The sequence below is a fragment of the Caballeronia sp. HLA56 genome, from assembly GCF_054655155.1.
The window spans coordinates 1,359,787-1,380,912 of sequence record NZ_BAAHOB010000005.1 but is presented as its reverse complement, the minus strand read 5'-3'; the positions used below and the strand labels follow the sequence as shown (position 1 = coordinate 1,380,912).

Annotated in this window: 22 protein-coding genes; 2 read left to right on the top strand and 20 right to left on the bottom strand. The window is 62.6% G+C overall.

Annotation, left to right across the window (positions count from 1 at the left end; all coding sequences use genetic code 11):
* The first annotated feature begins 16 nt into the window (after nucleotides 1-16).
* Together ACYQ47_RS26045 and ACYQ47_RS26040 are read left to right on the top strand one after the other, a co-directional pair.
* Nucleotides 17-361, top strand: coding sequence for a BON domain-containing protein (locus ACYQ47_RS26045; RefSeq protein WP_250465256.1), 345 nt, complete (start codon nucleotides 17-19; stop codon nucleotides 359-361).
* Between the two features lie 189 nt (nucleotides 362-550).
* A complete protein-coding gene (locus tag ACYQ47_RS26040) occupies nucleotides 551-1,936 on the top strand; it encodes a sigma-54-dependent transcriptional regulator (protein ID WP_244825790.1) in 1,386 nt (461 codons plus the stop codon).
* A gap of 115 nt (nucleotides 1,937-2,051) precedes the next feature.
* On the opposite strand, the gene nagZ is transcribed toward ACYQ47_RS26040, so the two are convergent.
* From nagZ to plsX, 20 genes are all read right to left on the bottom strand, one after another.
* Entirely contained in the window at nucleotides 2,052-3,080 is a 1,029-nt protein-coding gene (gene nagZ, locus ACYQ47_RS26035; protein ID WP_250526060.1) for a beta-N-acetylhexosaminidase, read from the bottom strand.
* A 72-nt stretch (nucleotides 3,081-3,152) separates the two neighbouring features.
* Nucleotides 3,153-3,554, bottom strand: a complete 402-nt coding sequence (acpS, locus tag ACYQ47_RS26030; protein WP_250465258.1) for a holo-ACP synthase — start codon at nucleotides 3,552-3,554, stop codon at nucleotides 3,153-3,155.
* 7 nt (nucleotides 3,555-3,561) lie between these two features.
* Entirely contained in the window at nucleotides 3,562-4,335 is a 774-nt protein-coding gene (gene pdxJ / locus ACYQ47_RS26025; RefSeq protein ID WP_250465259.1) for a pyridoxine 5'-phosphate synthase, read from the bottom strand.
* Nucleotides 4,332-5,288 (bottom strand): DNA repair protein RecO, encoded by a 957-nt coding sequence (recO, locus tag ACYQ47_RS26020; protein ID WP_459907612.1) that lies wholly within the window; start codon nucleotides 5,286-5,288, stop codon nucleotides 4,332-4,334. Before recO ends, pdxJ begins: the two co-directional genes overlap by 4 nt.
* Nucleotides 5,289-5,305: 17 nt before the next feature.
* Entirely contained in the window at nucleotides 5,306-6,205 is a 900-nt protein-coding gene (era, locus tag ACYQ47_RS26015) for a GTPase Era (protein WP_244825801.1), read from the bottom strand.
* A 48-nt stretch (nucleotides 6,206-6,253) separates the two neighbouring features.
* The gene (gene rnc, locus ACYQ47_RS26010) at nucleotides 6,254-7,372 is read right to left on the bottom strand and encodes a ribonuclease III (protein ID WP_459907609.1); all 1,119 of its coding nucleotides are present in this window, start codon (nucleotides 7,370-7,372) and stop codon (nucleotides 6,254-6,256) included.
* Between the two features lie 141 nt (nucleotides 7,373-7,513).
* Entirely contained in the window at nucleotides 7,514-8,407 is an 894-nt protein-coding gene (lepB, locus tag ACYQ47_RS26005; protein WP_310396358.1) for a signal peptidase I, read from the bottom strand.
* Nucleotides 8,408-8,470: 63 nt separating this feature from the next.
* Nucleotides 8,471-10,261: a translation elongation factor 4 gene (gene lepA / locus ACYQ47_RS26000; RefSeq protein WP_244825804.1), complete on the bottom strand. Its 1,791-nt coding sequence runs from the start codon at nucleotides 10,259-10,261 to the stop codon at nucleotides 8,471-8,473.
* Nucleotides 10,262-10,377: 116 nt separating this feature from the next.
* Nucleotides 10,378-10,632, bottom strand: coding sequence for a glutaredoxin family protein (locus tag ACYQ47_RS25995; RefSeq protein ID WP_244825806.1), 255 nt, complete (start codon nucleotides 10,630-10,632; stop codon nucleotides 10,378-10,380).
* A gap of 5 nt (nucleotides 10,633-10,637) precedes the next feature.
* On the bottom strand, nucleotides 10,638-12,197 hold the full coding sequence (locus tag ACYQ47_RS25990) for a DegQ family serine endoprotease (protein ID WP_459907606.1): 1,560 nt from the start codon (nucleotides 12,195-12,197) through the stop codon (nucleotides 10,638-10,640).
* 18 nt (nucleotides 12,198-12,215) lie between these two features.
* Nucleotides 12,216-13,259: a MucB/RseB C-terminal domain-containing protein gene (locus tag ACYQ47_RS25985; RefSeq protein WP_459907604.1), complete on the bottom strand. Its 1,044-nt coding sequence runs from the start codon at nucleotides 13,257-13,259 to the stop codon at nucleotides 12,216-12,218.
* A gap of 4 nt (nucleotides 13,260-13,263) precedes the next feature.
* The gene (locus ACYQ47_RS25980) at nucleotides 13,264-13,887 is read right to left on the bottom strand and encodes a sigma-E factor negative regulatory protein (RefSeq protein ID WP_250492615.1); all 624 of its coding nucleotides are present in this window, start codon (nucleotides 13,885-13,887) and stop codon (nucleotides 13,264-13,266) included.
* A gap of 82 nt (nucleotides 13,888-13,969) precedes the next feature.
* The gene (gene rpoE / locus ACYQ47_RS25975) at nucleotides 13,970-14,569 is read right to left on the bottom strand and encodes an RNA polymerase sigma factor RpoE (RefSeq protein ID WP_244825810.1); all 600 of its coding nucleotides are present in this window, start codon (nucleotides 14,567-14,569) and stop codon (nucleotides 13,970-13,972) included.
* Between the two features lie 96 nt (nucleotides 14,570-14,665).
* The gene (locus ACYQ47_RS25970; RefSeq protein ID WP_459907601.1) at nucleotides 14,666-15,130 is read right to left on the bottom strand and encodes a protein YgfX; all 465 of its coding nucleotides are present in this window, start codon (nucleotides 15,128-15,130) and stop codon (nucleotides 14,666-14,668) included.
* Between the two features lie 29 nt (nucleotides 15,131-15,159).
* The gene (fabF, locus tag ACYQ47_RS25965) at nucleotides 15,160-16,398 is read right to left on the bottom strand and encodes a beta-ketoacyl-ACP synthase II (RefSeq protein ID WP_250526066.1); all 1,239 of its coding nucleotides are present in this window, start codon (nucleotides 16,396-16,398) and stop codon (nucleotides 15,160-15,162) included.
* 146 nt (nucleotides 16,399-16,544) lie between these two features.
* Nucleotides 16,545-16,784 carry an acyl carrier protein gene (gene acpP / locus ACYQ47_RS25960; protein WP_004197638.1) on the bottom strand — a complete coding sequence of 80 codons (240 nt, stop codon included), beginning with the start codon at nucleotides 16,782-16,784 and terminating at the stop codon, nucleotides 16,545-16,547.
* Nucleotides 16,785-17,050: 266 nt separating this feature from the next.
* A complete protein-coding gene (gene fabG, locus ACYQ47_RS25955; protein ID WP_244825814.1) occupies nucleotides 17,051-17,791 on the bottom strand; it encodes a 3-oxoacyl-ACP reductase FabG in 741 nt (246 codons plus the stop codon).
* A gap of 13 nt (nucleotides 17,792-17,804) precedes the next feature.
* Nucleotides 17,805-18,737, bottom strand: a complete 933-nt coding sequence (gene fabD, locus ACYQ47_RS25950; RefSeq protein ID WP_459907595.1) for an ACP S-malonyltransferase — start codon at nucleotides 18,735-18,737, stop codon at nucleotides 17,805-17,807.
* A 174-nt stretch (nucleotides 18,738-18,911) separates the two neighbouring features.
* The gene (locus ACYQ47_RS25945; RefSeq protein ID WP_244825818.1) at nucleotides 18,912-19,901 is read right to left on the bottom strand and encodes a beta-ketoacyl-ACP synthase III; all 990 of its coding nucleotides are present in this window, start codon (nucleotides 19,899-19,901) and stop codon (nucleotides 18,912-18,914) included.
* Nucleotides 19,901-21,040, bottom strand: a complete 1,140-nt coding sequence (plsX, locus tag ACYQ47_RS25940) for a phosphate acyltransferase PlsX (protein ID WP_244825820.1) — start codon at nucleotides 21,038-21,040, stop codon at nucleotides 19,901-19,903. The genes ACYQ47_RS25945 and plsX overlap by 1 nt, the downstream gene beginning before the upstream one ends.
* Nucleotides 21,041-21,126: the final 86 nt, after the last annotated feature.

Below are 21,126 nucleotides of genomic sequence, written 5' to 3'. Positions count from 1 at the left end.
ACTTAACAATAACGACATGCGTAAAAAGCCCATCATCGGCAGTCATCTGCTGCTCGCCGCGATGCTCGCGCTGCCCGTTTTCGCACTCACGGCGGGTTGCCAGTCGACACCGTCGCGCGAAGCGGCAGGCGACTATGCATCCGACGCTTCGGTGACGGCTCGCGTGAAGGCCGCATTGATCGCGGAGCCGGGGTTCAGATCGCTCGTGGTAAGCGTGGCGACGTATCGCGGCGTCGTGCTGTTGTCCGGGTATGTCAATTCGGAGGATCAGATCCAGAAGGCAATCTCGATCACCCGCAGCGTGTCGGGCGTGCAATCCGTCAATAACGATCTGCGCGTCAAGACGCAACAGTCGCAATAGCCGCAACAGTCGCAATAACGAGAACCAAGAAGAAAGCGCAGGACGAACAAACGCAGCGGGACCTGTACGCAGCACGCCGGAAAAGGGCGCGCATATCCCGCCCATGACGTGCCGGAGCCCTCGCATCGCTTCGAAGGCCATGCTTGCGGCGACGGCGAATCACAGTCCATTTAATACGTTGTGTCCGCCATGCCACACGCACTGATTGTCGAAGACGATCCCAATAGCTTGTCCGGCCTGTCCGCGATCCTGACGGCCGACGACTTCACCGTCGACACCGCGACGACGCTTGCAGAAGCGCGCGCTGCCTTGTCGCGTTCCATTCCCGATGTCGTGCTCATCGACTTGAATCTGCCGGACGGAAGCGGTCTCGACCTGCTGCCAAGCCTGCCTTCTCATGCGCCCGACGGCGCGCTGCCCGTGATCGTGATGACCGGCAACGCAACCGTCGAAAGCGCGATCGAAGGCCTGCGCCACGGCATCTGGGACTATCTGCTCAAGCCGGTCAACATTCCACGCTTGCGCAGCCTTCTCGCGCGCATTCCGCGTCCATACGAGCTGACCGAGGAAGTGCAGGCCCTGCGTTCGACACTGCGCGAACTCGGCCACTTCGGCGAGATGCTCGGGCGCAGCGCGGCCATGCAGCATGTCTACGATCTCATCGAACATACCGCGCCAACCGAAGCCGCCGTGCTGATTTGCGGCGAAGCGGGCACGGGCAAGAAGATCGCGGCGCGCACGATTCACGAACTGAGCCGCCGTCGCAAGGGGCCGTTCGTCACGTTCGATTGCTCGGCGGCGCGCGATGGCGCGCATCGTTCGATGGAAAGCGTGCTGTTCGGCCACGAGCGCAACGCGTTCGCGGGCGCGGAGAATCGCGAGCCGGGGCTGCTCGAGCAATCGGGTGGCGGCACGCTGTTCCTCGATCAGATCGATTCCCTTCCCGCCGCCCAACAAGAAGCGCTGTTACGCGCGCTCGACTCGCAGACCTTCATGCGCGTGGGCGGCAGCAACCGCATCATGACGGACTTCCGCTTGATCGCGGCGTCGCGCACGCCGATCCGCGATGCCGTTGCAAACGGCGCGTTGCGCGAAGATCTGTTCCAGCGTCTTGCGGGTTCGTCGATCAATCTGCCGCCGCTGCGCGAGCGCGACGACGACATCGCGCTGGTCGCCGAGCAATTCGTCGATGAGCTGAATCGCGAGAACCATATCGCGGGCATCACGAGCGGGTCGCCTAAACGCATCAGCCCTGCGTTCCTGCGGGAATGTATCGCGAACGAATGGCCGGGCAACGTGCGCGAGTTGCGCGAACGCGTGCGCCGGGCATATCACGCGTCGGGCGAAACGATCGAAACCTTGCGCGCCGACGAACAAGGCGGCAGCGGTCGCGGTCTGAACGGCAGCAGCGTGCAGGTCACGGTTGGCACCGCGCTCGCCGATGTCGAAGACATGCTGATTCGCGCGACGCTCGAAGCGGTTGGTGGCACGCGGCATCGGGCAGCGACGCTGCTTGGCATCAGCCCGAAGACGCTTTACAACAAGTTGCAAAGGATGAAACTGGAATCGTCCTAATGGTCGGCGCCGCCGGGCCGCTCCAATCACACAAGCAAAAGGCCACGGTATGTGCCGTGGCCTTTTGCTTGGCGCTCCGCCGTGGCGGACGTTCATCTTGCTTTTGCCGATCACCTCAACCCAACGCGCTCTTCACCAACTCCCGAGCCGCCAGATATTCCGCCTGCCCCTGCAACTTGCTCCAGCGCGGCGCCTTGCCACGCGGACGCATCTGCTTGAGACGCTGCTCGGATGCCTTCGTAGGCGTATAGCGCAACTGGTTCAGCACCTTGCCCGCCTCTTTTGGCTGATTGCAGATGAGCACCATGTCGCAGCCCGCGGTGAGCGCGGCGCTCGCCGCTTCGGTGAGCGTGCCGCCCGCGCGCGCGGCTTCCATCGAAAGATCGTCGCTGAAGATCGCGCCATTGAAGCCCAGCTTGCCGCGCAAAATGTCCTGCAGCCAGATACGCGAGAAGCCCGCGGGTTTGTCGTCGACTTGCGTGTAGATCACGTGCGCCGGAATGACAGACGCCAGCGACAAGCCGAGCCAGTCGTAAGGACGGATATCGGCGGCAAGGATCTCTTCGAGCGAGCGATCGTCCGTGGGCAACGCGACGTGAGAATCCGCCGAGGCGAACCCGTGTCCCGGAAAGTGCTTGCCGCAATTGGCCATGCCGGCAAGCGCGAGCCCATGATTCAGGCTCTTGGCAAGCAGCGTCACCACACGCGGATCGCCATGCAACGCACGGTCGCCAATGACCTGCGACTGACCGTAGTTCAGGTCGAGCACCGGCGTAAAACTCATGTCGATGCCGCACGCGCGCAATTCCGAAGCGAGCACGTAACCGAACGCCGTCGCCACCTTGGTGGCCGCGAGCACGTCCTTGTCCCACAGCGCGCCGAGCTTGCCAGGCGCGGGCAGCACCGTGAAGCCATCGGTGCGAAAGCGCTGCACGCGTCCGCCTTCGTGATCGACTGCGATAAGAATGTCTTCGCGTACCGCGCGAATCGCATCGGTCAATGCGACGAGTTGCGCGCGATCCTTGAAGTGCCGCGCGAAGAGAATGATGCCGCCCGTCATCGGATTCGAGATGCGCTCGATATCCGCGTCGTTTAGCGTCGTGCCCTCGACATCGAGCATGACTGGGCCGGGAGTGCGTTTCATCGAAGTCAATTGGATCGTTACCGTCGTTGTTGGAGTGATGCCCTGCCCTGAAGCGCGCATGTCCCCGCGCTATCACGCATCCGGCGTTTCGGCGATGACGAACGACACCGCGTAATCGCGCTCGTCGCTGACCGTCACCTGCGCCGTGATATTGCGCTCGGCAAGCCATGTGGCCAGTTCGCCCGATGCCTTGACGACCGGTTTGCCGCTCGCCTCGTTGAGCGTCTGAAGCGCGCGCCAGGTCATCGGCCAGCGCATGCCGAGGCCGATCGCCTTCGAGAATGCTTCCTTGGCGGAAAAGCGCGTCGCGAGAAACGCGAGGCCGCGCACTTCGGACCGCGCGCGCCGCGCATGATAGATGCGCAACTCGTCCGGCCCGAGCACTTTTTCGGCAAAGCGCCCCTTGGTGCGCTCCATCACCGCCGCCACGCGGCTCACCTGCACGATGTCCGTGCCGATTCCGTAGATCGCCATGATGTGCTCAGCGCTTCGTCTGCGCGGCGAGGCGCGATGCGACCATGATCGCTTTCATCTCGCGCACCGCGTTGTCCCAGCCCGCGAAGATCGCGTGCGCGACGATCGCGTGGCCGATGTTCAATTCGACGATGCCATCGAGCGCGGCGATTGGCTGGACGTTGGTGTAATGCAGACCGTGGCCCGCGTTCACCTTGAGCCCGAGCGAGTTGCCGAAATCGACGCTCGTCGCGACGCGCTCGAATTCGCGGCGCTGTGCGGCTTCATCGTGCGCTTCGGCATAGCTGCCCGTATGCAGTTCGATGACTGGCGCGAGCGCTTCCTTGGCCGCGCGAATCTGCGTCTCGTCAGGATCGATGAATAGCGATACGCGGATGCCCGCATCGGCCAACTGCCTGCACGCGGCCTTCACGGCTTCGAACTGGCCGGCGACATCGAGACCGCCTTCGGTCGTCAGTTCCGAACGCTTTTCTGGCACGAGGCAGACGTCTTGCGGCTTGATCTCGCACGCGATGTCGAGCATCTCGCGCGTCACGGCGCATTCGAGATTCATGCGCGTTCCGAGCAGCGGTCGTAGCGTGCGCACGTCGGCATCGACGATATGACGGCGATCTTCGCGCAGGTGCAGCGTAATGCCGTCCGCGCCCGCTTCTTCGGCGGCGAGCGCGGCGCGGATAGGATCGGGATAAGTCGTGCCGCGCGCCTGGCGCAGCGTGGCCACGTGATCGATGTTCACGCCGAGGTCGATCACACTGGCAGGCGATGTGAGAAAGAAGCTCATAGATTTTGCAGGTCTAACAGGATCTGACGAGTGGCGAGCGGCGTGCCGCCCAGATAGACGTTGAGCAAAAAGCGCATCAGCGTCTTGCTTTGCGCGGCGGTTTGCGCGCTGGTGTAATCGTCGCGCTCCATGTCGATGAGTGTCTGACCGAAGATGACCGGCCATTGCGCGGGCAAGTCGTCGGAGGCTTCGCGTACGCCACGCTCGGGATCGAACATATAGCGGCCTTCGGGCACGACGCTCTGACGCGTCACGGTGCGCGTGAGCGCCATGGCGTAGCCGGTTTCCTTGAGCAAGACGCGCTCGAAGGAACGCAGCACCTGCACGGCGGGTTCGTCGTGCGCGAGGCGCGAAAGCGTGAGCACGTAATGATTGAAAAGCGCCGGATGCGCGTCTTCACGCGCGCAAAATTTGACCAGCAACTCGTTGACGTAGAAACCGCAGAGAAGCGCGTCGCCGGTCAGGGGCAGCATGCCGCCGACCCATTCCGCCGTGGTCAGCGTGCGGACTTCGCCCTTGCCCGTCCATGAAAGACCAAGCGGCTGGAAGGTTTGCAGCACACCGCGCAGCGCGGAATGCGGACGCTTTGCGCCCTTCGCGACCAGCGCAATACGGCCATGATCGCGCGAGAAGACATCGATGATGAGACTGGTCTCGCGATACGGATAGCTATGCAGCACGAAGCCCGGCTGCTCACTGACGCGAAAGTCGGAACGCGGACGCGGCGACGGCTTGTCTTGCGAGGAGTTAGACGAAGAAGAAGCGGGCGCGCGTTTGCGTTTGGGCGCGGCGCGCGTCGGGCGTTCGGTTGCGTCGAAATCATCCTCGCTTGCCGGACGGCTGCTTGCTTCGGATCGGCTCGCGCGCGCGGGACGCTCGATCGCCTCGAACTCGTCCCTGGCGGGATCATCGGCGGGCGCGGATATCCGGGCGTCGTTCGTGCCGTCGTCCATGGATCATTCGCAAAAGGTCATTCGTAGCCGTAAGCGCGCAGGCCCGCTTCGTTGTCGGCCCAGCCGCTCTTGACCTTGACGAAGGTTTCCAGATACACGGGTCCGTCGAAGAGCTTTTCCATGTCGAGCCGCGCCTCGGTGCTGATCGTTTTGAGCTTCGCGCCCTTCTGGCCGATGATCATTGCCTTGTGGCCGTCGCGATCGACGAGAATGGTCGCGAAGATACGGCGCAGGCGCCCTTCCGTCTCGAACTTGTCGATGAGCACCGTGCTCGTGTAGGGCAACTCGTCGCCGGTCCAGCGGAACACTTTCTCGCGCAGAATTTCGGCCGCAAGAAAGCGCTCGCTGCGATCCGTCAGATCGTCTTCGCCGTAGATAGGCTCGCCTTCAGGCAGATACGGCTTGATGACCGCCATGAGTCGCGTGATGTCGTCGGTATTCTTCGCCGACAACGGCACGATCTCGCGGAAGTCGCGCAGCGCGGACATCTGCTGCATGAACGGGAACAACGACGCCTTGTCGCCCACGCGGTCGAGCTTGTTCGCAATCAGAATGGTGGGCGTGCCGGTCGGGATCAGGTCGAGCACGCGCTGGTCGTCCGGACCGAAGCGGCCTGCCTCGATCACGAAGAGAATGGCATCGACCGAGGAAAGCGTGGACGTCACCGCGCGATTCAGCGAGCGGTTGAGCGCGCCGCTATGGCGCGTCTGGAAGCCGGGGGTATCGACGAAAATATACTGCGCGTCGTCGAGCGTGTGAATGCCGGTGATTCGGTGCCGCGTCGTCTGCGCCTTGCGCGAGGTGATGCTCACCTTCTGGCCGACGAGCGCGTTCATCAGCGTGGATTTGCCGACGTTGGGGCGGCCGACGATCGCGACCATGCCGCAGCGGAAACCGGAAGATGTGGGAGCGTTCATAAGATGTGTTCGTTATGCGCAGATGCGCGTGGCGCCTGGTGATGCGCTTTAGTGACCGGCGTCGGCGGCGCGCACGACGCGGGGCGCGGGCGCTTCCGGGCTCGCGCTGCTACGGCTTTCGTTGCTGCCTTTGTCCGCGGGCGAATCTGCCTCGCTCGTGACCGCGTGACTGCCCTCGGCAACCGGCGGCGCTTCGCTCTTGCTCGAACGTTCCGGCCGATGGATCACCACGCGCTCCGGCTTGTCCGACGCTGCGAACGACGCCGCCGATGGCTCGACATGCGTTGCGCGGATCACGGCGAGTGGCGCGGTGGACGGCTTGTCTTCAGCGTGTGCATGCGAGCCGTGATGTACTCGGTCGCGATCCCGCTCGCGCCGGTCCGGCGAGCGCAGATCGAGCGCAGCCTGCACGCCTGTCACGCCCGGAACGACTTCGGCTTCCGCCAGCTTCGCGGCCCGCGCGCCCTTGCGTTTGGGCTTGACGGCGAGCGTCGGAGCGGCGGCCATGACGTCGTCGAGCGCTTTCTTCGCCGCGGCCTGCTCCGCCGCACGACGGCTCGCGCCCGAACCGGACACTTTCACGTCCAGTTTCGGCACCGAGCATTCCACTTCGAATTGCTGATTGTGGGCCGCGCCGTGCGTGGCGACGACGGTGTAAGTCGGCAGCGCGATCTTGTGGCCCTGAAGATATTCCTGCAGCAGCGTTTTTGCGTCCTTGCCGATGGTGCGCGGATCGATGTGATCCAGCACCGCCGTATAAAGCCGCTTGATGACGGTGTACGCGGCGTCGAAACCGCCGTCGAGGAAGATCGCCCCGAAGATGGCTTCGAGCGTATCCGCGAGAATCGACGGCCGGCGAAAACCGCCGCTGCGCAATTCGCCTTCGCCGAGACGAAGACATTCGGACACGTTCAGCGCCTGCGCGATTTCATACAACGACTGCTGTTTGACGAGATTCGCTCGCACGCGCGAAAGATCGCCTTCGTCGAGCTTGCCGAATCGCTGGAACAAAAGCGCGGCCACCACGCAATTTAGAACGGAATCGCCGAGAAATTCGAGCCGTTCATTGTGCGTGGCGCTGTGACTACGGTGTGTCATCGCCTGGCGCAGCAATTCCGCATTGCGAAATTCGTACCGCAACCGGCTTTCCAACGGAGAAGAGGGCATGGACAGAGTATAACGCGCCCGCGCGGACGGTCGATTCCGCCCGGCGGGCCAGGAAAACACGTGGCGAGACGGTGTTAGCCGCGCTTCTTCACGCCGTTTCGAAGCATTGTCGGGGCGCGTTACGCGCGAACTCGCGCCCGATCAATCGAACGAACCGATACGCTTCAGATTGCTGAAGTTCATCCAGATGAAAAACGCGCGACCGACGATATTCGCGTCCGGCACGAAGCCCCAGTAGCGGCTGTCGGCACTGTTGTCGCGGTTGTCGCCCATCATGAAGTAATGGCTCGGCGGCACCTTGCACGTCACGCCTTGCGCGTTGTAGTTGCAGTTGTCGCGAAACGGGTAATCGTCTGCGCCCATGACGAACGGCGGCACTTGCGGATTGTTCAGGATGGCGTTCTTGCGGCCGTCGAGGTCTTCGACGAACTGCTTCGCGTAACCAACCCGCTCTTCGTCGAAGTAATCGGGCAGCGGCGTTTCGGGCACCGGTTTGCCGTTGATCGTGAGCTTCTTGTCTTCATACGCGATGGTGTCGCCCGGCAGGCCGATCACGCGCTTGATGTAGTCGACCGACTCGTCCTTCGGATAGCGGAACACGACCACATCGCCGCGCGATAGCGGCTTGCCGCTGGTCAGCTTGGTATTGCTGATCGGCAGACGCAGGCCGTATTCGTACTTGTTCACGAGGATGAAGTCGCCGACGAGCAAGGTTGGCACCATGGAGCCCGACGGAATCTTGAACGGCTCGACGACGAACGAGCGCACCACGAACACCGCGAGGATCACGGGGAAAAAGCTCGCCGTGTATTCGAGCCACCACGGCTGACGCAGCTTGTCGTCATGCAGACGGGCGCGCGTCTGCGCGGCATTTTCATCGGCGAAACGCTCGCCCACGCGTTCCTGTTGACGGTCGAACTCGGCGACCGCGGCATCCGCCGAACGGCGGCGCTGCGGCTGGAACACCAGCTTGTCCAGCACCCATGCAATGCCCGTCAACACGACGAGAATCAGGAGAATCAGTGCGAAATTCATTCAATCGCTTCCGGTTGTTATCTTCAGTTCTTGTTATTGGCGTTCAGGCGCACCAGGCGGGACTTAGTCGTCCACACGCAGGATTGCGAGGAAAGCCTCCTGCGGGATCTCGACCGAGCCGACCTGCTTCATGCGCTTCTTGCCCGCCTTCTGCTTTTCAAGCAGCTTCTTCTTACGTGAAATGTCGCCGCCGTAACACTTGGCGAGCACGTTCTTGCGCAAGGCCTTGATGTTCTCGCGCGCGATGATATTCGAGCCGATGGTCGCTTGAATTGCCACGTCGTACATCTGGCGTGGGATGAGTTCGCGCATCTTCGACGCCACTTCGCGCCCGCGATGCTGGCTTTGCGAACGATGCACGATGACCGAGAGCGCATCGACCTTGTCGCCGTTGATGAGCATGTCGACCTTCACGACATCCGCCGCGCGATATTCCTTGAACTCGTAATCCATTGACGCATAGCCGCGCGAAGTGGACTTCAGCCGGTCGAAAAAGTCGAGCACGATTTCGGCCATGGGAATTTCATAGGTGAGCTGCACCTGCCGGCCGTGATACTGCATGTTGGTTTGCTGGCCGCGCTTGTTCGTACAGAGCGTGATGACCGAGCCGACATATTCCTGCGGCATATAGAGGTTCACGGTGACGATAGGCTCGCGCACTTCCTCGATCTTCGGCGGCTCAGGCATCTTGGCCGGATTCTCGACCGAGATGGTGGTGCCGTCGCGTTGCAGGACCTGATAGATCACCGTGGGCGCGGTGGTGATGAGGTCCATGTCGAATTCGCGCTCGAGCCGCTCCTGCACGATTTCCATGTGCAGAAGGCCGAGAAAGCCGCAACGAAAACCGAAGCCCAGCGCTTGCGAGACTTCCGGCTCGTACTGCAACGACGCGTCGTTCAGCTTCAGCTTTTCGAGCGATTCGCGCAGCGCGTCGTACTGGTTCGCTTCGACCGGATAGAGACCCGCGAACACCTGCGGCTTCACTTCCTTGAAGCCCGGTAGCGGCTCGGCGGCGGGACGGTTGGTGAGCGTGACGGTATCGCCCACTTTCGCCGCCGTCAGTTCCTTGATGCCCGCGATGACGAAGCCCACCTGCCCCGCCGACAACTGCGAGAGGTTGGTCGACTTCGGCGCGAACACGCCGAGATGCTCGACCGGATACTGCGCGCCGGTCGCCATCATCTTGATCTTGTCTCGCGGACGCAGCGTGCCGTTGACGATACGCACCAGCATGACCACGCCGACGTAATTGTCGAACCACGAGTCGATGATGAGCGCCTGCAACGGCGCTTCCGTGTCGCCCTTCGGCGGCGGCACTTTGAGAATGAGCGATTCGAGCACGTCTTCCACGCCCAGACCGGTCTTCGCGCTGCAATGCACGGCGTCCGTCGCGTCGATACCGATCACGTCTTCGATCTCGGTGATTGCGTTCTCGGGGTTGGCGGCCGGCAAGTCGATCTTGTTCAGCACCGGCACGACTTCGACGCCGAGCTCGATGGCGGTGTAGCAGTTCGCGACTGTCTGCGCCTCGACGCCCTGGCTGGCATCGACGACGAGGAGCGCGCCTTCGCATGCGGAAAGCGAGCGGCTGACTTCATAGGAGAAGTCGACGTGTCCGGGGGTATCGATCAGGTTGAGGTTGTAGACCTTACCGTCGCGCGCCTTGTAGGTCAGCGCGGCCGTCTGCGCCTTGATGGTAATGCCACGCTCGCGTTCCAGGTCCATTGAATCGAGCACCTGCGCTTCCATCTCCCGGTCAGACAGACCGCCGCACAACTGGATGATGCGGTCAGCGAGCGTGGACTTGCCGTGATCGATGTGCGCAATGATCGAAAAGTTACGAATATGATTCATTCAGTGCCGATCAAGCGAAAAAGGCGCGCCCTCGAATAACGCGGAGCACGCCTTGAAAATTTGGGGAAAACTTCAGCATTTTAGCCGAAATAGGGATGGGCCGGCGCTTTTCGCCTTTAGCCCTGATCGAGCGCCGCCCTGACCGCGTTTGCGTCGAGCCGATACTGGCATAGTTCGACGCCTGCCAGCATCAGCACCGGCACGCGCTCGTCGTAACGCGCTTCGAGCGCCGGATCTTCGTCGATATCGATCCAAAGAATTGCTCGGCCAAACTGCTCTGCGATGGGTTCGAGCTCGGCGCGCATGTCCTCGCAGAGATGACACCAGGCGCGACCATACAGGATAAATGGCCCGCCCGGTGACTGGCTCATGTCGATTACTTTTGCGCCGGCACGCGCGGGCGCAACGGCACGAACTGTGTGTTGTCGCCGCGCCGCACGAGCACCGCGATCATCTTGCTGGCGTCGAGATTCTGCGCCACGGCCTCGAACTGCTTGGAGCTCGTGATGTCGGTATCGCCGACGCGCAGGATGATGTCGCCCTTCTGGAAGCCCGCGCGCGCGGCCGGACCTTCCACTGCATCGACCTGCACGCCGTTCGTCAGCTTGAGCGACTTCTTCTGATCAGCCGTGAGGTCGCTGACCGCGAGTCCCAGGGAATTGCTGGCGCGTTCCTTCGGCTGCGTCGGCTTCTTCTGCTCGGTCTTCGCAACCTTGTCCGGCTGCATCTCGGCAATCGTAATAGGCAAATCGCGCGACTGGCCCTTGCGCCAGACCGTGATGGTGGCCTTGGCGCCCGGCTTCGTGTCGCCGACCATGCGCGGCAGATCGGTGGCCGTCTCCACGTTCACGCCATTGAACTTGAGAATGATGTCGCCCGGCTGCACGCCCGCCTTGTCCGCGGGACCGCCCGATTCCACGCTCGACACGAGCGCACCCTGCGCCTTCGGCAGACCGAGCGAGTCGGCGACGTCCTTCGTCACTTCGCCGATCGCCACCGCGATACGTCCGCGCGTGACCTTGCCCGTCGTCTTCAACTGGTCCGCGACGCGGATGGCTTCGTCGATCGGAATGGCGAACGAGATGCCCATGAAGCCGCCGGTGCGGCTGTAGATCTGCGAATTGATGCCGATCACCTCGCCCGCCATGTTGATGAGCGGACCGCCCGAGTTGCCCGGATTGACCGCCACATCGGTCTGGATGAACGGCAGATAGTCGCCGGTGTCGCGACCCTTCGCACTGACGATGCCCGCCGTCACCGTGTTGTCGAGGCCGAACGGCGAGCCGATGGCGAGTACCCATTCGCCTACGCGCACCTTGTTCGAGTCGCCGATGGTGATCGCCGGCAGATTCGCCGCGCTGATCTTCACGACGGCCACATCCGTGCGCTCGTCCACGCCCACGAGACGCGCCTTGAACTCGCGCTTGTCGGTGAGCGTGACGTAGATGGTGTCCGCGTCGTCCACGACGTGGGCATTGGTCATCACATAGCCGTCCGTGGACAGGATGAAACCCGAGCCTACGCCGCTGCTTTGTTCCGAGTTGTCCTGGCTGTCGTCGGGGGTGCGGCTGCCGCCCTTGCCCTGATCGCCGCCGCTGCCGCCACCGCCTTGTCCGCCGCCACCCTGGCCGCCGCCGCCGCCGCCGTTTCCGCGCGGCGAGCCGGGCTGACCGGGCATCGGGATACCGAAAAAGCGCCGGAAGAATTCGGACATGTCGCCTTCATCGAGGCCAGGCGGCAAACCGCGCAGGTCGCTGCTCGACCCGACACGCGACGTCGTGCGGATATTGACGACCGAAGGCCCCACCTTGTCGACCAGCGTGGTGAAGTCGGGCAGATTCACCGTTGGCACTGCCGCTGCTGTCTGCGAGAGGAACGGCAGGCACACGGCGAGCGCCGCGGCCGCGAAGAACTTGCGCAGCGAGTAGTTGCTCATATGTCTAAGGCCGAGGGATTACTTGGAAGGCTTGTATTCTATGGCAGAAGCAAATTGCTGCAACGTGGATTGCGGCACCTCACCCAGCAAGGTAATCCAGAAATCGCCGCGGCGCTTGACGAGCACATGAGTCGCGCCGCTATTACCGGCGCCTTCCTTGCGCGCGCTTTTCTCCACCGGTTCGATAAAAACCGAGATGGCGGCGAGGCCGTCGGAGAACACGGCCTGATCGACCGGGATGGCCGGCTGGCCTGGCTGGCTCGACGCCATCGGACGGCGCAACTCGCGAATCTTGCGAAAGCCCGCGATATTCGGCGTGAGTTGCCAGCCTTGCGCTTCGATATCCACCGGCTGCACGGGAGGCCGCACCGTGGTCCAGCCCGCCGTGCTGCGCATGCCGCTTGCAATCGACGCCTTGTCGATCGCCCCGCCTATACGCACCTGAGAGAACGAAAGCTGTTCCAGCACCTGGCCGTCCGGATCGAGCGTCTGGGCGCGCAACAGCAAACCAGTCTTGGCATCTGCCCAAAGCTTGTACGCGAACCGGTAAGAATCTTTTGGATCGAGTTCGAGCACTTGGCTTTCGAGCCCCGCCACGCGGTCGCTGCCCAAGAGCTTCGGTTCGTAGACGGACAGAACCTGATCGCCGCTCGTCGATAACAAAGCGGGAAAAGAATCCTTGCTCTGCCGATGTTCGACCACGAGCAGATGGCGCTCCGGGACGAACGTGTACATGTCGTCGTCGTGACGAAGCATGCGGCGCGGGGCGCCGTCGAGACTTTCGAGCGATTCGTATTCGCCGTCGCCGCGCGTGGCGACATGCGTGATGCGCGACGACTGCACCGTCGCACCGCGCTGATAAACGAAAGTACCCTCGTAATTCTGCTGCTGGGCCGCTTCGTGAATGCGGTTGAGCAGAGTGGCGGCTGTCTTGCGCTGGGCGGCGGGGTTGTCCCCCTGAGCGAAACTGCTCGATGCCGCCGCGAACAACGCGGCTGCGCAAAGCATCAACGCCGGCAGCCGCCCCCAATATCTAGTTTTATTCAACCGCACACTCGCCATCAGGTTATTGGCCCTGCGTCGTCACCGCCGCGCGAATCAAAGGCATGGAGCCGGGCATGGCCGGCTGCTGAGAGAACTGTTGATGCGCTTCGAGGTATTGATCGAGGCTCGCGTCGCGGATGATGTTCGCCTCCACCACCGGCGCGCGCGTGCTGACCGCCGGCACGGACGCCATGGCGACGCGCTGAACCGAGTCGCCCTGCGTGCTTGCCACTGGCGCGCCCAGACGGCTGTCGACGCCCTGCAACTGCGGCACGACGATCCACGTGAGCGTGGCAGCCGCCGCGGCAACGGCGAAAGCCGGCACGACACGACGGCGCAACATGCCGCCACGCGCCTTCTGTGTCTGTGCCACCGCAGCTGGCGCCAGCACATGCGCCTCGGCCTCGAAACGCGCTGCAAACGCTGTCATGAACGCGCTGCTCTTCGCCGGGCTTTCTGCCAGATCGTCGGAACGCAGCGCGTCGCCGATCAGGTGATAGTCCGACCATGACGCGCGGTCACGGTTATTGAGTTCAGCAAGAAACTGGCTGATATTTCCGAGTTCGTCGAGCGACTCGCCGTCCACGAACGCGGAAAGGCGCTCACCGCGCGAACTGTTATTCGATTGCACCGGAACCGACCCCATGATGCTCCCCATCTCTGACACCACCCCGTAGTGACACCACCTAACCCAGATATTGCGTCCCTGCCCCGGGGCGACGCGCTGCCTACCAGCGCTTGCCTTCAGGAGTGTCCAACAACGGACGCAATTTTGCCGCAATGGCTTCGCGAGCACGGAAAATTCTTGATCTGACGGTGCCGATTGGGCATGCCATCATTTCGGCGATTTCTTCGTAACTTAAACCCTCGATTTCCCGGAGCGTGATGGCGGTGCGTAATTCCTCGGGCAGCAGCGCCATCGCAGCATTGACCGTCTGGGCAATCTGCTTGCTCATCAACATCGACTCGGGCGTGTTGATATCCCTTAGTTGGTCTGCATCGGAGAAAGTTTCCGCTTCTTCTGCATCGGCTTCGGTAGAAGTTGGAGCGCGGCGTCCTTGAGTGGCAAGGTAATTCTTTGCCGTGTTGACCGCAATCCGGTAGAGCCAGGTGTAGAACGCGGATTCGCCGCGAAACTGCGGCAGCGCGCGATAAGCCTTGATAAAGGCGTCCTGGGCGACGTCCTCGACCTCGGCGGGGTCGCGCACGAGGCGCGAGATCAGTCGAATGATCTTGCGGTGGTATTTGGCGACCAGCAGTTCGAACGCGGCCTTGTCACCTTTTTGGACACGCTCGACCAGCAATTGGTCGATTTCTTTTTCGCTCACCTGGGAAATCCGTTTCACTTTGGGGAGTTGCGCGGACGGCTATTGTAGCCTCCCGGCCTTCGCGTTATCCCGGATGCTCATCGACCGTTACAGTCTTTACAGGAAAGAGCTGGCCGCGCGGCGGGCGCTGACTGAAAGCTGGCGGAAAGTATCGGCGTCGAGGGAATCGGCGGCGATGAGCAGTGCTTCGCGGCGTTTTTCTTCCGTCGATACGTCGAGCGCGAGCAAGCGCCCGCTCCACTGTGCGCAGCCGATGATGCGCCAATAGCGCGCGTTCCCGGCACGGTCCCAGACGGTCAAGCCCTCCGCATGCAGACCGATGGCCGCCGGTTGCCGACACGCCCAGCGCCGCGCAGCAAAACCGAGCGTAGCGACGCATACCGCAGAGGCGGCGAAGGCATCGAACGCGCCGGCGTGCCCGTGTACGCACTGGAACACCGCGAAACCAGCGACGACGATGAACCCGAGCAGCGCGGCCTGCAGAAAACGCGACGGCCGCAGCGCGATGCGCGGCGGCGTGCCGGCATCCCGTTGCGGCCGATCGACAGACGCGCTCGTCATTCCGTTCCCGTCCCGACGAGCGCGCGTGCTCAGTGACGCTTGAAGACGAGCGAACCGTTCGTTCCGCCGAAGCCGAACGAATTCTTCACCGCGACGTCGATCTTCATTTCCCGCGCGGTGTTCGCGCAGTAGTCCAGGTCGCACTGCGGGTCCTGGTTGAAGATGTTGATGGTCGGCGGCGAAATCTGGTTATGGATCGCGAGCACGGTGAAGACCGACTCCAGCCCGCCCGCGCCGCCCAGCAAGTGGCCGGTCATCGACTTGGTGGAATTGACGACGACGCTCTTCGCGTGATCGCCGAGCGCGCGCTTGATGCCCGTGGTTTCCGCGATATCGCCGAGCGGCGTGGACGTGCCGTGCGCGTTCACATAGTTCACTTCGTCGACATTGACCTTCGCGTTCTTCAACGCGTTGACCATGGCGCGGCGGCCGCCGTCGCCGTCTTCGGGCGGCGCGGTCATGTGATAGGCGTCGCCGCTCATGCCGTAGCCGAGCACTTCCGCATAGATCTTCGCGCCGCGCGCCTTCGCGTGTTCGTACTCTTCGAGCACCATCACGCCCGCGCCTTCGCCAAGCACGAAGCCGTCGCGGTCGGTGTCCCACGGACGGCTGGCCGTGGCGGGGTCGTCGTTACGCTGCGAGAGCGCGCGCGCCGCCGCAAAGCCGCCGATACCGAGCGGAGAAACCGTGGCTTCCGCGCCGCCCGCGATCATCACGTCCGCGTCGCCGTATTCGATCAAACGCGATGCTTCGCCGATGCAGTGCAAACCGGTCGTGCAAGCCGTGACGATGGCCAGATTCGGACCCTTGAGACCGAAGCGGATGGACAGATGACCGGAGATCATGTTGATGATCGACGCCGGCACGAAGAACGGCGAAATACGGCGCGGACCGCGATTGAGCAGCTCGGTCTGGGTGACTTCGATCATCGGCAAGCCGCCGATGCCCGAACCCACCACCACGCCCACGCGCTCCGCGTTTTCCTCGGTGATTTCGAGGCCGCTGTCCTGCATGGCCTGCACGCCGGCCGCAAAGCCGTAATGGATGAAGGTATCCATGTGGCGCGCTTCTTTGGCGGGCATATAGTCTTCGATGTTGAAGCCCTTCACTTCGCCCGCGAAACGCGTGGAGAAGTTCGTGGCATCGAACTTGGTGATGTTGGCGATGCCCGACTTGCCCGCGACCAGATTCGCCCAGCCGTCGGCAACGGTATTGCCGACAGGCGAAACGAGCCCAAGGCCTGTAACAACAACTCGACGACGGCTCACGATAACCCCTTATCCATAGAATGACGAAAAACAAAAGCCACAGCGGCCACAGGAAACCGCCCTGTGTGCCCTGTGGCTGTTAAATCGGTCTGAGCAGCGACAAAACATCTGGCTCGATGAGCGATGAGTCGCTGGCGCGTCCGGCCTTAGGCCTTGACGTTGGCGCGAGCGTAGTCGATTGCTTGCTGAACCGTGGTGATCTTTTCTGCCTCTTCATCGGGAATTTCCATGCCGAACTCGTCTTCCAGTGCCATCACCAGTTCGACGGTATCGAGCGAGTCAGCGCCGAGATCGTTGACGAACGAAGCTTCGTTCTTGATTTCAGCTTCGGCCACGCCAAGTTGTTCGGCGACGATCTTCTTCACGCGCTGTTCGATGTTGTCCATGCAGCCCTCCGAGGGATAAAAAGTTCAAAAATACGAGTGCGCGCATTTTATCAGGTTTGGACCCGCAAAATACGGCGCGTCAGTTCCATGCTGCGCTGCCCGACGCGCTCCTACAAGAGGGCTTGCCGGGCTTCACAGCGATTCTTTCTGCCACCGAGTCCGGCGGTGCGCGCCATGCCTTGAGCATTTTGCGCGCCCGTCTCGGCGCGGATATTAAGCGAAAACCGGCGAAATGCCTATTGCGCCCTTTCCTCGCCTTTACAGCTTTACATGTACATGCCGCCGTTCACGTGCAAGGTCGTGCCGGTGATGTATCCAGCGAACGGCGACGCCAGGAACGACACAGCATGCGCGATATCTTCTGGGCTGCCCAGTCGGCCAAGTGGTATCTGCGCGGTGAGCGCGGTGCGCTGCTCTTCGGGCAAAACCTTGGTCATGTCGGTATCGATGAAACCCGGCGCGATGCAGTTCACCGTAATGCCGCGGCTGCCGATCTCGCGTGCCAGCGCCCGCGTCATGCCCGCCACGCCCGCCTTCGCCGCCGCATAGTTGGCCTGGCCGGGATTGCCCGACGAGCCGACCACCGACGTGATGTTGATGATGCGCCCGCCACGCGCCTTCATCATCGGGCGCAGGACGGCGCGTGATAGACGAAACACGGCGCGCAGATTGGTGTCGATGACGGCGTCGAATTCGTCGTCTTTCATGCGCATGGCGAGCTGATCTTTGGTGATGCCCGCGTTGTTCACGAGAATGTTCAGGCCACCGAACTCCTTGACCGTGGACTCGATGAACGAGTCCGCGGCGGCTGCGTCGTTGACGTCGAGCACCGCGCCGCGACCCTTGCCGCCCGCTTGCTGCAACGCTTCGCCGATGCCGGCCGCGCCGCTTTCACTCGTCGCCGTGCCGATGACCGTCGCGCCCTGCCGCGCGAGTTCCAGCGCGATTGCCCGGCCAATGCCGCGCGACGCGCCCGTGACGATAGCTACCTGATTGTCCAGATTCATTGTTCCACTCCGACTATGCAGCGATCAGTTTGCGCGTTTCTTCGAGCGATGCCGGATCGAAAATCGATCCGCCGACGAGGTTGCCGTCGATCCGCTTCGTGAGACCCGCGAGCACCTTGCCCGGACCGCATTCAATCAAGTGCGTGACGCCTTCGCGCGCAATCGCCTGCACGCATTCGACCCAACGCACCGGGCCTGCTGCCTGACGCACGAGCGCGTCCTTGATAGCGGCGGGATCGGAGACGTTTGCCACGTCGATGTTATTGATCAGCGGAATCCGCGGCGCCTCGATGTCGACCTTCGCGAGGTAATCGCGCAACTGGTCCGAAGCGGGCTTCAGCAGCGACGAATGAAACGGCGCGGAAACCGGCAGCGGCAGCGCGCGCTTCGCGCCCTTCGCCTTCGCGACTTCGCATGCCTTTTCGACGGCCGCCTTGGAGCCCGCGATCACGACTTGCGCCGGCGCGTTGAAGTTGACGGCTTCGACCACGCCCGCCGACGACGCTTCGGCGCAGACGGCGCGCACGGTGTCGTCGTCGAGACCCAGGATCGCGGCCATGCCGCCGACGCCCACCGGAACCGCGCTCTGCATTGCTTGCGCGCGGAATCGCACGAGCGGCACGGCATCCGCGAAAGCCAGCGCGCCGGCCGCGACGAGCGCGGTGTATTCGCCGAGGCTATGGCCTGCAACGATCGCCGGCTTCAGACCGGTTTGTGCTTCCCACACGCGGTAAATGGCATAAGCCGCCGTCAGCATGACGGGCTGTGTGTTGGTCGTGAGATTCAGCTCTTCGGCCGGACCTTCGGCGATCAGCTTGCCGAGATCCTGGCCGAGCGCATCGGATGCCTGCTGCACGGTGTCGCGCACAACGGCGTGATCGGCGAATGCGTTGAGCATGCCGATCGACTGCGAACCCTGGCCGGGGAAAACGAACGCAAATTTCATATCGTCCTCGTTGGATTGGAACGATCCGCCTCTCTGCGCCGGCCGGCAAATGGCCGACGCCGGCTGTGCTTGCGCCGCGCGCGCATGGTGCGGACGCGGCGGCCTTTTCAGCGGATCGAATTCAGATTGATGGGGATCGAGAAGATTGAGGAAGAAAGCGAGTGGCTTGAGCGATCAATAGCGGAAGACCGACGCGCCCCACGTGAAGCCGCCGCCCACGCCTTCGATCAGCACGTTCTGGCCACGCTTGATACGCCCGTCGCGCACGGCGACATCGAGCGCTAGCGGAATCGACGCCGCCGACGTATTGCCATGCTCGCCCACCGTCACGACCATGCGCTCCTGCGGCAGATGCAGCTTGCGGCAAGTGCTCTGCATGATGCGGATATTGGCTTGATGGGGGATCAGCCAGTCGATGTCGTTCGGCGTGAGCTTCGCTTTCTCCAGCGCTTCGATAGCCACTTTTTCGAGCACGTTGACGGCGAGCTTGAACACCGCCTGGCCATCCATGTGCAGGAACGCGCTGCCTGAAATCACGCCGCCGTTCACGTTGCCCGGCGTGCAGAGAATGTCGGAATAGCTGCCGTCCGCATGCAGCGCGCTCGACAGCACGCCCGCTTCCTCGGACGCCTGCAGCACGACCGCGCCCGCGCCGTCGCCGAACAGCACGCAGGTCGTGCGGTCCTTGAAGTCGAGAATGCGCGAGAACGTTTCCGCGCCGACGACGAGCGCCGTGCGATTCAGACCGCTGCGAATGAAACTGTCCGCCGTCGCGACGCCATAAGCGAAACCGGAACAGACGGCCTGCACGTCGAACGCCGCGCCGTTGTTCTTGATGCCGAGCTTGTTCTGCAAGAGACACGCCGTGCTCGGAAACACGAAGTCCGGCGTGGAGGTTGCCACGATGATGAGATCGATGGATTGCGGGTCGATGCCCGCCGCCTCGATGGCTCGTTGCGATGCGACCAGCGCGAGATCGCTCGTGGTTTGATCGGGAGCCGCAAAGTGCCGTGCGTGAATGCCGGTTCGCGCGACGATCCATTCGTCGCTCGTCTCGACGCCTTCTTTAGCGAGACGGTCCGCCAATGCCTGATTCGTAACGCGCTCGGCCGGCAGATAGCTGCCTGTGCCGAGCACTCGAGCGTAAAGATTGGATTGAGCCATTATGCCTTCGAGTGTAGCGCAGTCCCCGAGGCGTCCGGCGGATTCGGACGCGAGTTCGGCTGCGGGTTCAGTTCCGTCGCGACGCCGCTTGCGGCATCGGTGGCGGAAGTGCTCGCGGCGCCTTCGCGCGCGGCAGGCGCATTCTCCTCCATTGCGCGCACGAGACGTTCGAGCACACCATTTTTGACGGCATCATACCCGCGTTTGATGGCCCACTCAAACCCGAAGGCTTCGGCCGATCCGTGGCTCTTGATCACGAGGCCGCGCAATCCCAGCAAGGCGGCGCCGTTATATTGCGCGGGATCGACGCGCTTCTTGAAACGCTTGAGAACGGGCAGCGCCACGAGCGCCATCAGCTTGCTCGGCAGGTTGCGGCTGAACTCTTCCTTGATGATGTCGGCAAGCATTTTCGCGAGACCTTCGGAAGTCTTCAACGCGACATTGCCGACGAAGCCGTCGCAGACCACGACATCGGTCGTGCCTTTATAGATGTCGTTGCCTTCCACGTTGCCGTAGAAGTTGAGCGTGCTCGCACGCAGCAGTTCGCCCGCGCGCTTGATCGTTTCGTTGCCCTTGATGACTTCTTCGCCGATATTGAGCAAGCCGATGGTCGGCCGCTCGCGCCCTTCGATCGCCGAAACGAGCGCATGGCCCATTTCCGCGAACTGCAGCAGATGCTCGGGTTCGCAGTCGACATTGGCGCCGAGATCGAGCACGGTGGTGTAGCCCTTCTGGCTCGGCATGGCGAACGCGATGGCCGGCCGCTCGATACCGGCGAGCGTTTTCAACACATAGCGGGAGACCGCCATGAGCGCGCCGGTGTTGCCGGCGGAGATGCAGGTTTGCGCCTCGCCCTCTTTGACGAGGTTGAGCGCGACGCGCATCGACGAATCTTTCTTCTTGCGCAGCGCGACTTCGACGGGGTCGTCCATGGCGACGACTTCGGTCGCGGGAACGACGGTCAGGCGTGGTTCGTCCAGCGCCTTCAATTTTTTCAATTGCGCGCGAATGGACTGCTCGATGCCGACGAGCATCAGATGCGCGTCGGGATGCGCGCGCACGAAATTGACGGCAGCGGGAACGGTCACGGCCGGACCGTGATCGCCTCCCATGCAGTCAATGGTTATCTTTACGGTCATGGGAAGCGACGAATTTCAGGCACAAAAAAGCGGCAGTGAAATGCCGCCTTCTTGTCGTACCGGGAAAGTGTCAAAAGCGTAGCAGG

Coding starts and splice junctions, on each gene's coding strand:
- ACYQ47_RS26045 (WP_250465256.1), top strand. CDS start 17: ATGCGTAAAAAGCCCATCATCGGCAGTCATCTGCTGCTCGCCGCGATG.
- ACYQ47_RS26040 (WP_244825790.1), top strand. CDS start 551: ATGCCACACGCACTGATTGTCGAAGACGATCCCAATAGCTTGTCCGGC.
- nagZ (WP_250526060.1), bottom strand. CDS start 3,080: ATGAAACGCACTCCCGGCCCAGTCATGCTCGATGTCGAGGGCACGACG.
- acpS (WP_250465258.1), bottom strand. CDS start 3,554: ATGGCGATCTACGGAATCGGCACGGACATCGTGCAGGTGAGCCGCGTG.
- pdxJ (WP_250465259.1), bottom strand. CDS start 4,335: ATGAGCTTCTTTCTCACATCGCCTGCCAGTGTGATCGACCTCGGCGTG.
- recO (WP_459907612.1), bottom strand. CDS start 5,288: ATGGACGACGGCACGAACGACGCCCGGATATCCGCGCCCGCCGATGAT.
- era (WP_244825801.1), bottom strand. CDS start 6,205: ATGAACGCTCCCACATCTTCCGGTTTCCGCTGCGGCATGGTCGCGATC.
- rnc (WP_459907609.1), bottom strand. CDS start 7,372: ATGCCCTCTTCTCCGTTGGAAAGCCGGTTGCGGTACGAATTTCGCAAT.
- lepB (WP_310396358.1), bottom strand. CDS start 8,407: ATGAATTTCGCACTGATTCTCCTGATTCTCGTCGTGTTGACGGGCATT.
- lepA (WP_244825804.1), bottom strand. CDS start 10,261: ATGAATCATATTCGTAACTTTTCGATCATTGCGCACATCGATCACGGC.
- ACYQ47_RS25995 (WP_244825806.1), bottom strand. CDS start 10,632: ATGAGCCAGTCACCGGGCGGGCCATTTATCCTGTATGGTCGCGCCTGG.
- ACYQ47_RS25990 (WP_459907606.1), bottom strand. CDS start 12,197: ATGAGCAACTACTCGCTGCGCAAGTTCTTCGCGGCCGCGGCGCTCGCC.
- ACYQ47_RS25985 (WP_459907604.1), bottom strand. CDS start 13,259: ATGGCGAGTGTGCGGTTGAATAAAACTAGATATTGGGGGCGGCTGCCG.
- ACYQ47_RS25980 (WP_250492615.1), bottom strand. CDS start 13,887: ATGGGGTCGGTTCCGGTGCAATCGAATAACAGTTCGCGCGGTGAGCGC.
- ACYQ47_RS25970 (WP_459907601.1), bottom strand. CDS start 15,130: ATGACGAGCGCGTCTGTCGATCGGCCGCAACGGGATGCCGGCACGCCG.
- acpP (WP_004197638.1), bottom strand. CDS start 16,784: ATGGACAACATCGAACAGCGCGTGAAGAAGATCGTCGCCGAACAACTT.
- fabG (WP_244825814.1), bottom strand. CDS start 17,791: ATGAATCTGGACAATCAGGTAGCTATCGTCACGGGCGCGTCGCGCGGC.
- fabD (WP_459907595.1), bottom strand. CDS start 18,737: ATGAAATTTGCGTTCGTTTTCCCCGGCCAGGGTTCGCAGTCGATCGGC.
- ACYQ47_RS25945 (WP_244825818.1), bottom strand. CDS start 19,901: ATGGCTCAATCCAATCTTTACGCTCGAGTGCTCGGCACAGGCAGCTAT.
- plsX (WP_244825820.1), bottom strand. CDS start 21,040: ATGACCGTAAAGATAACCATTGACTGCATGGGAGGCGATCACGGTCCG.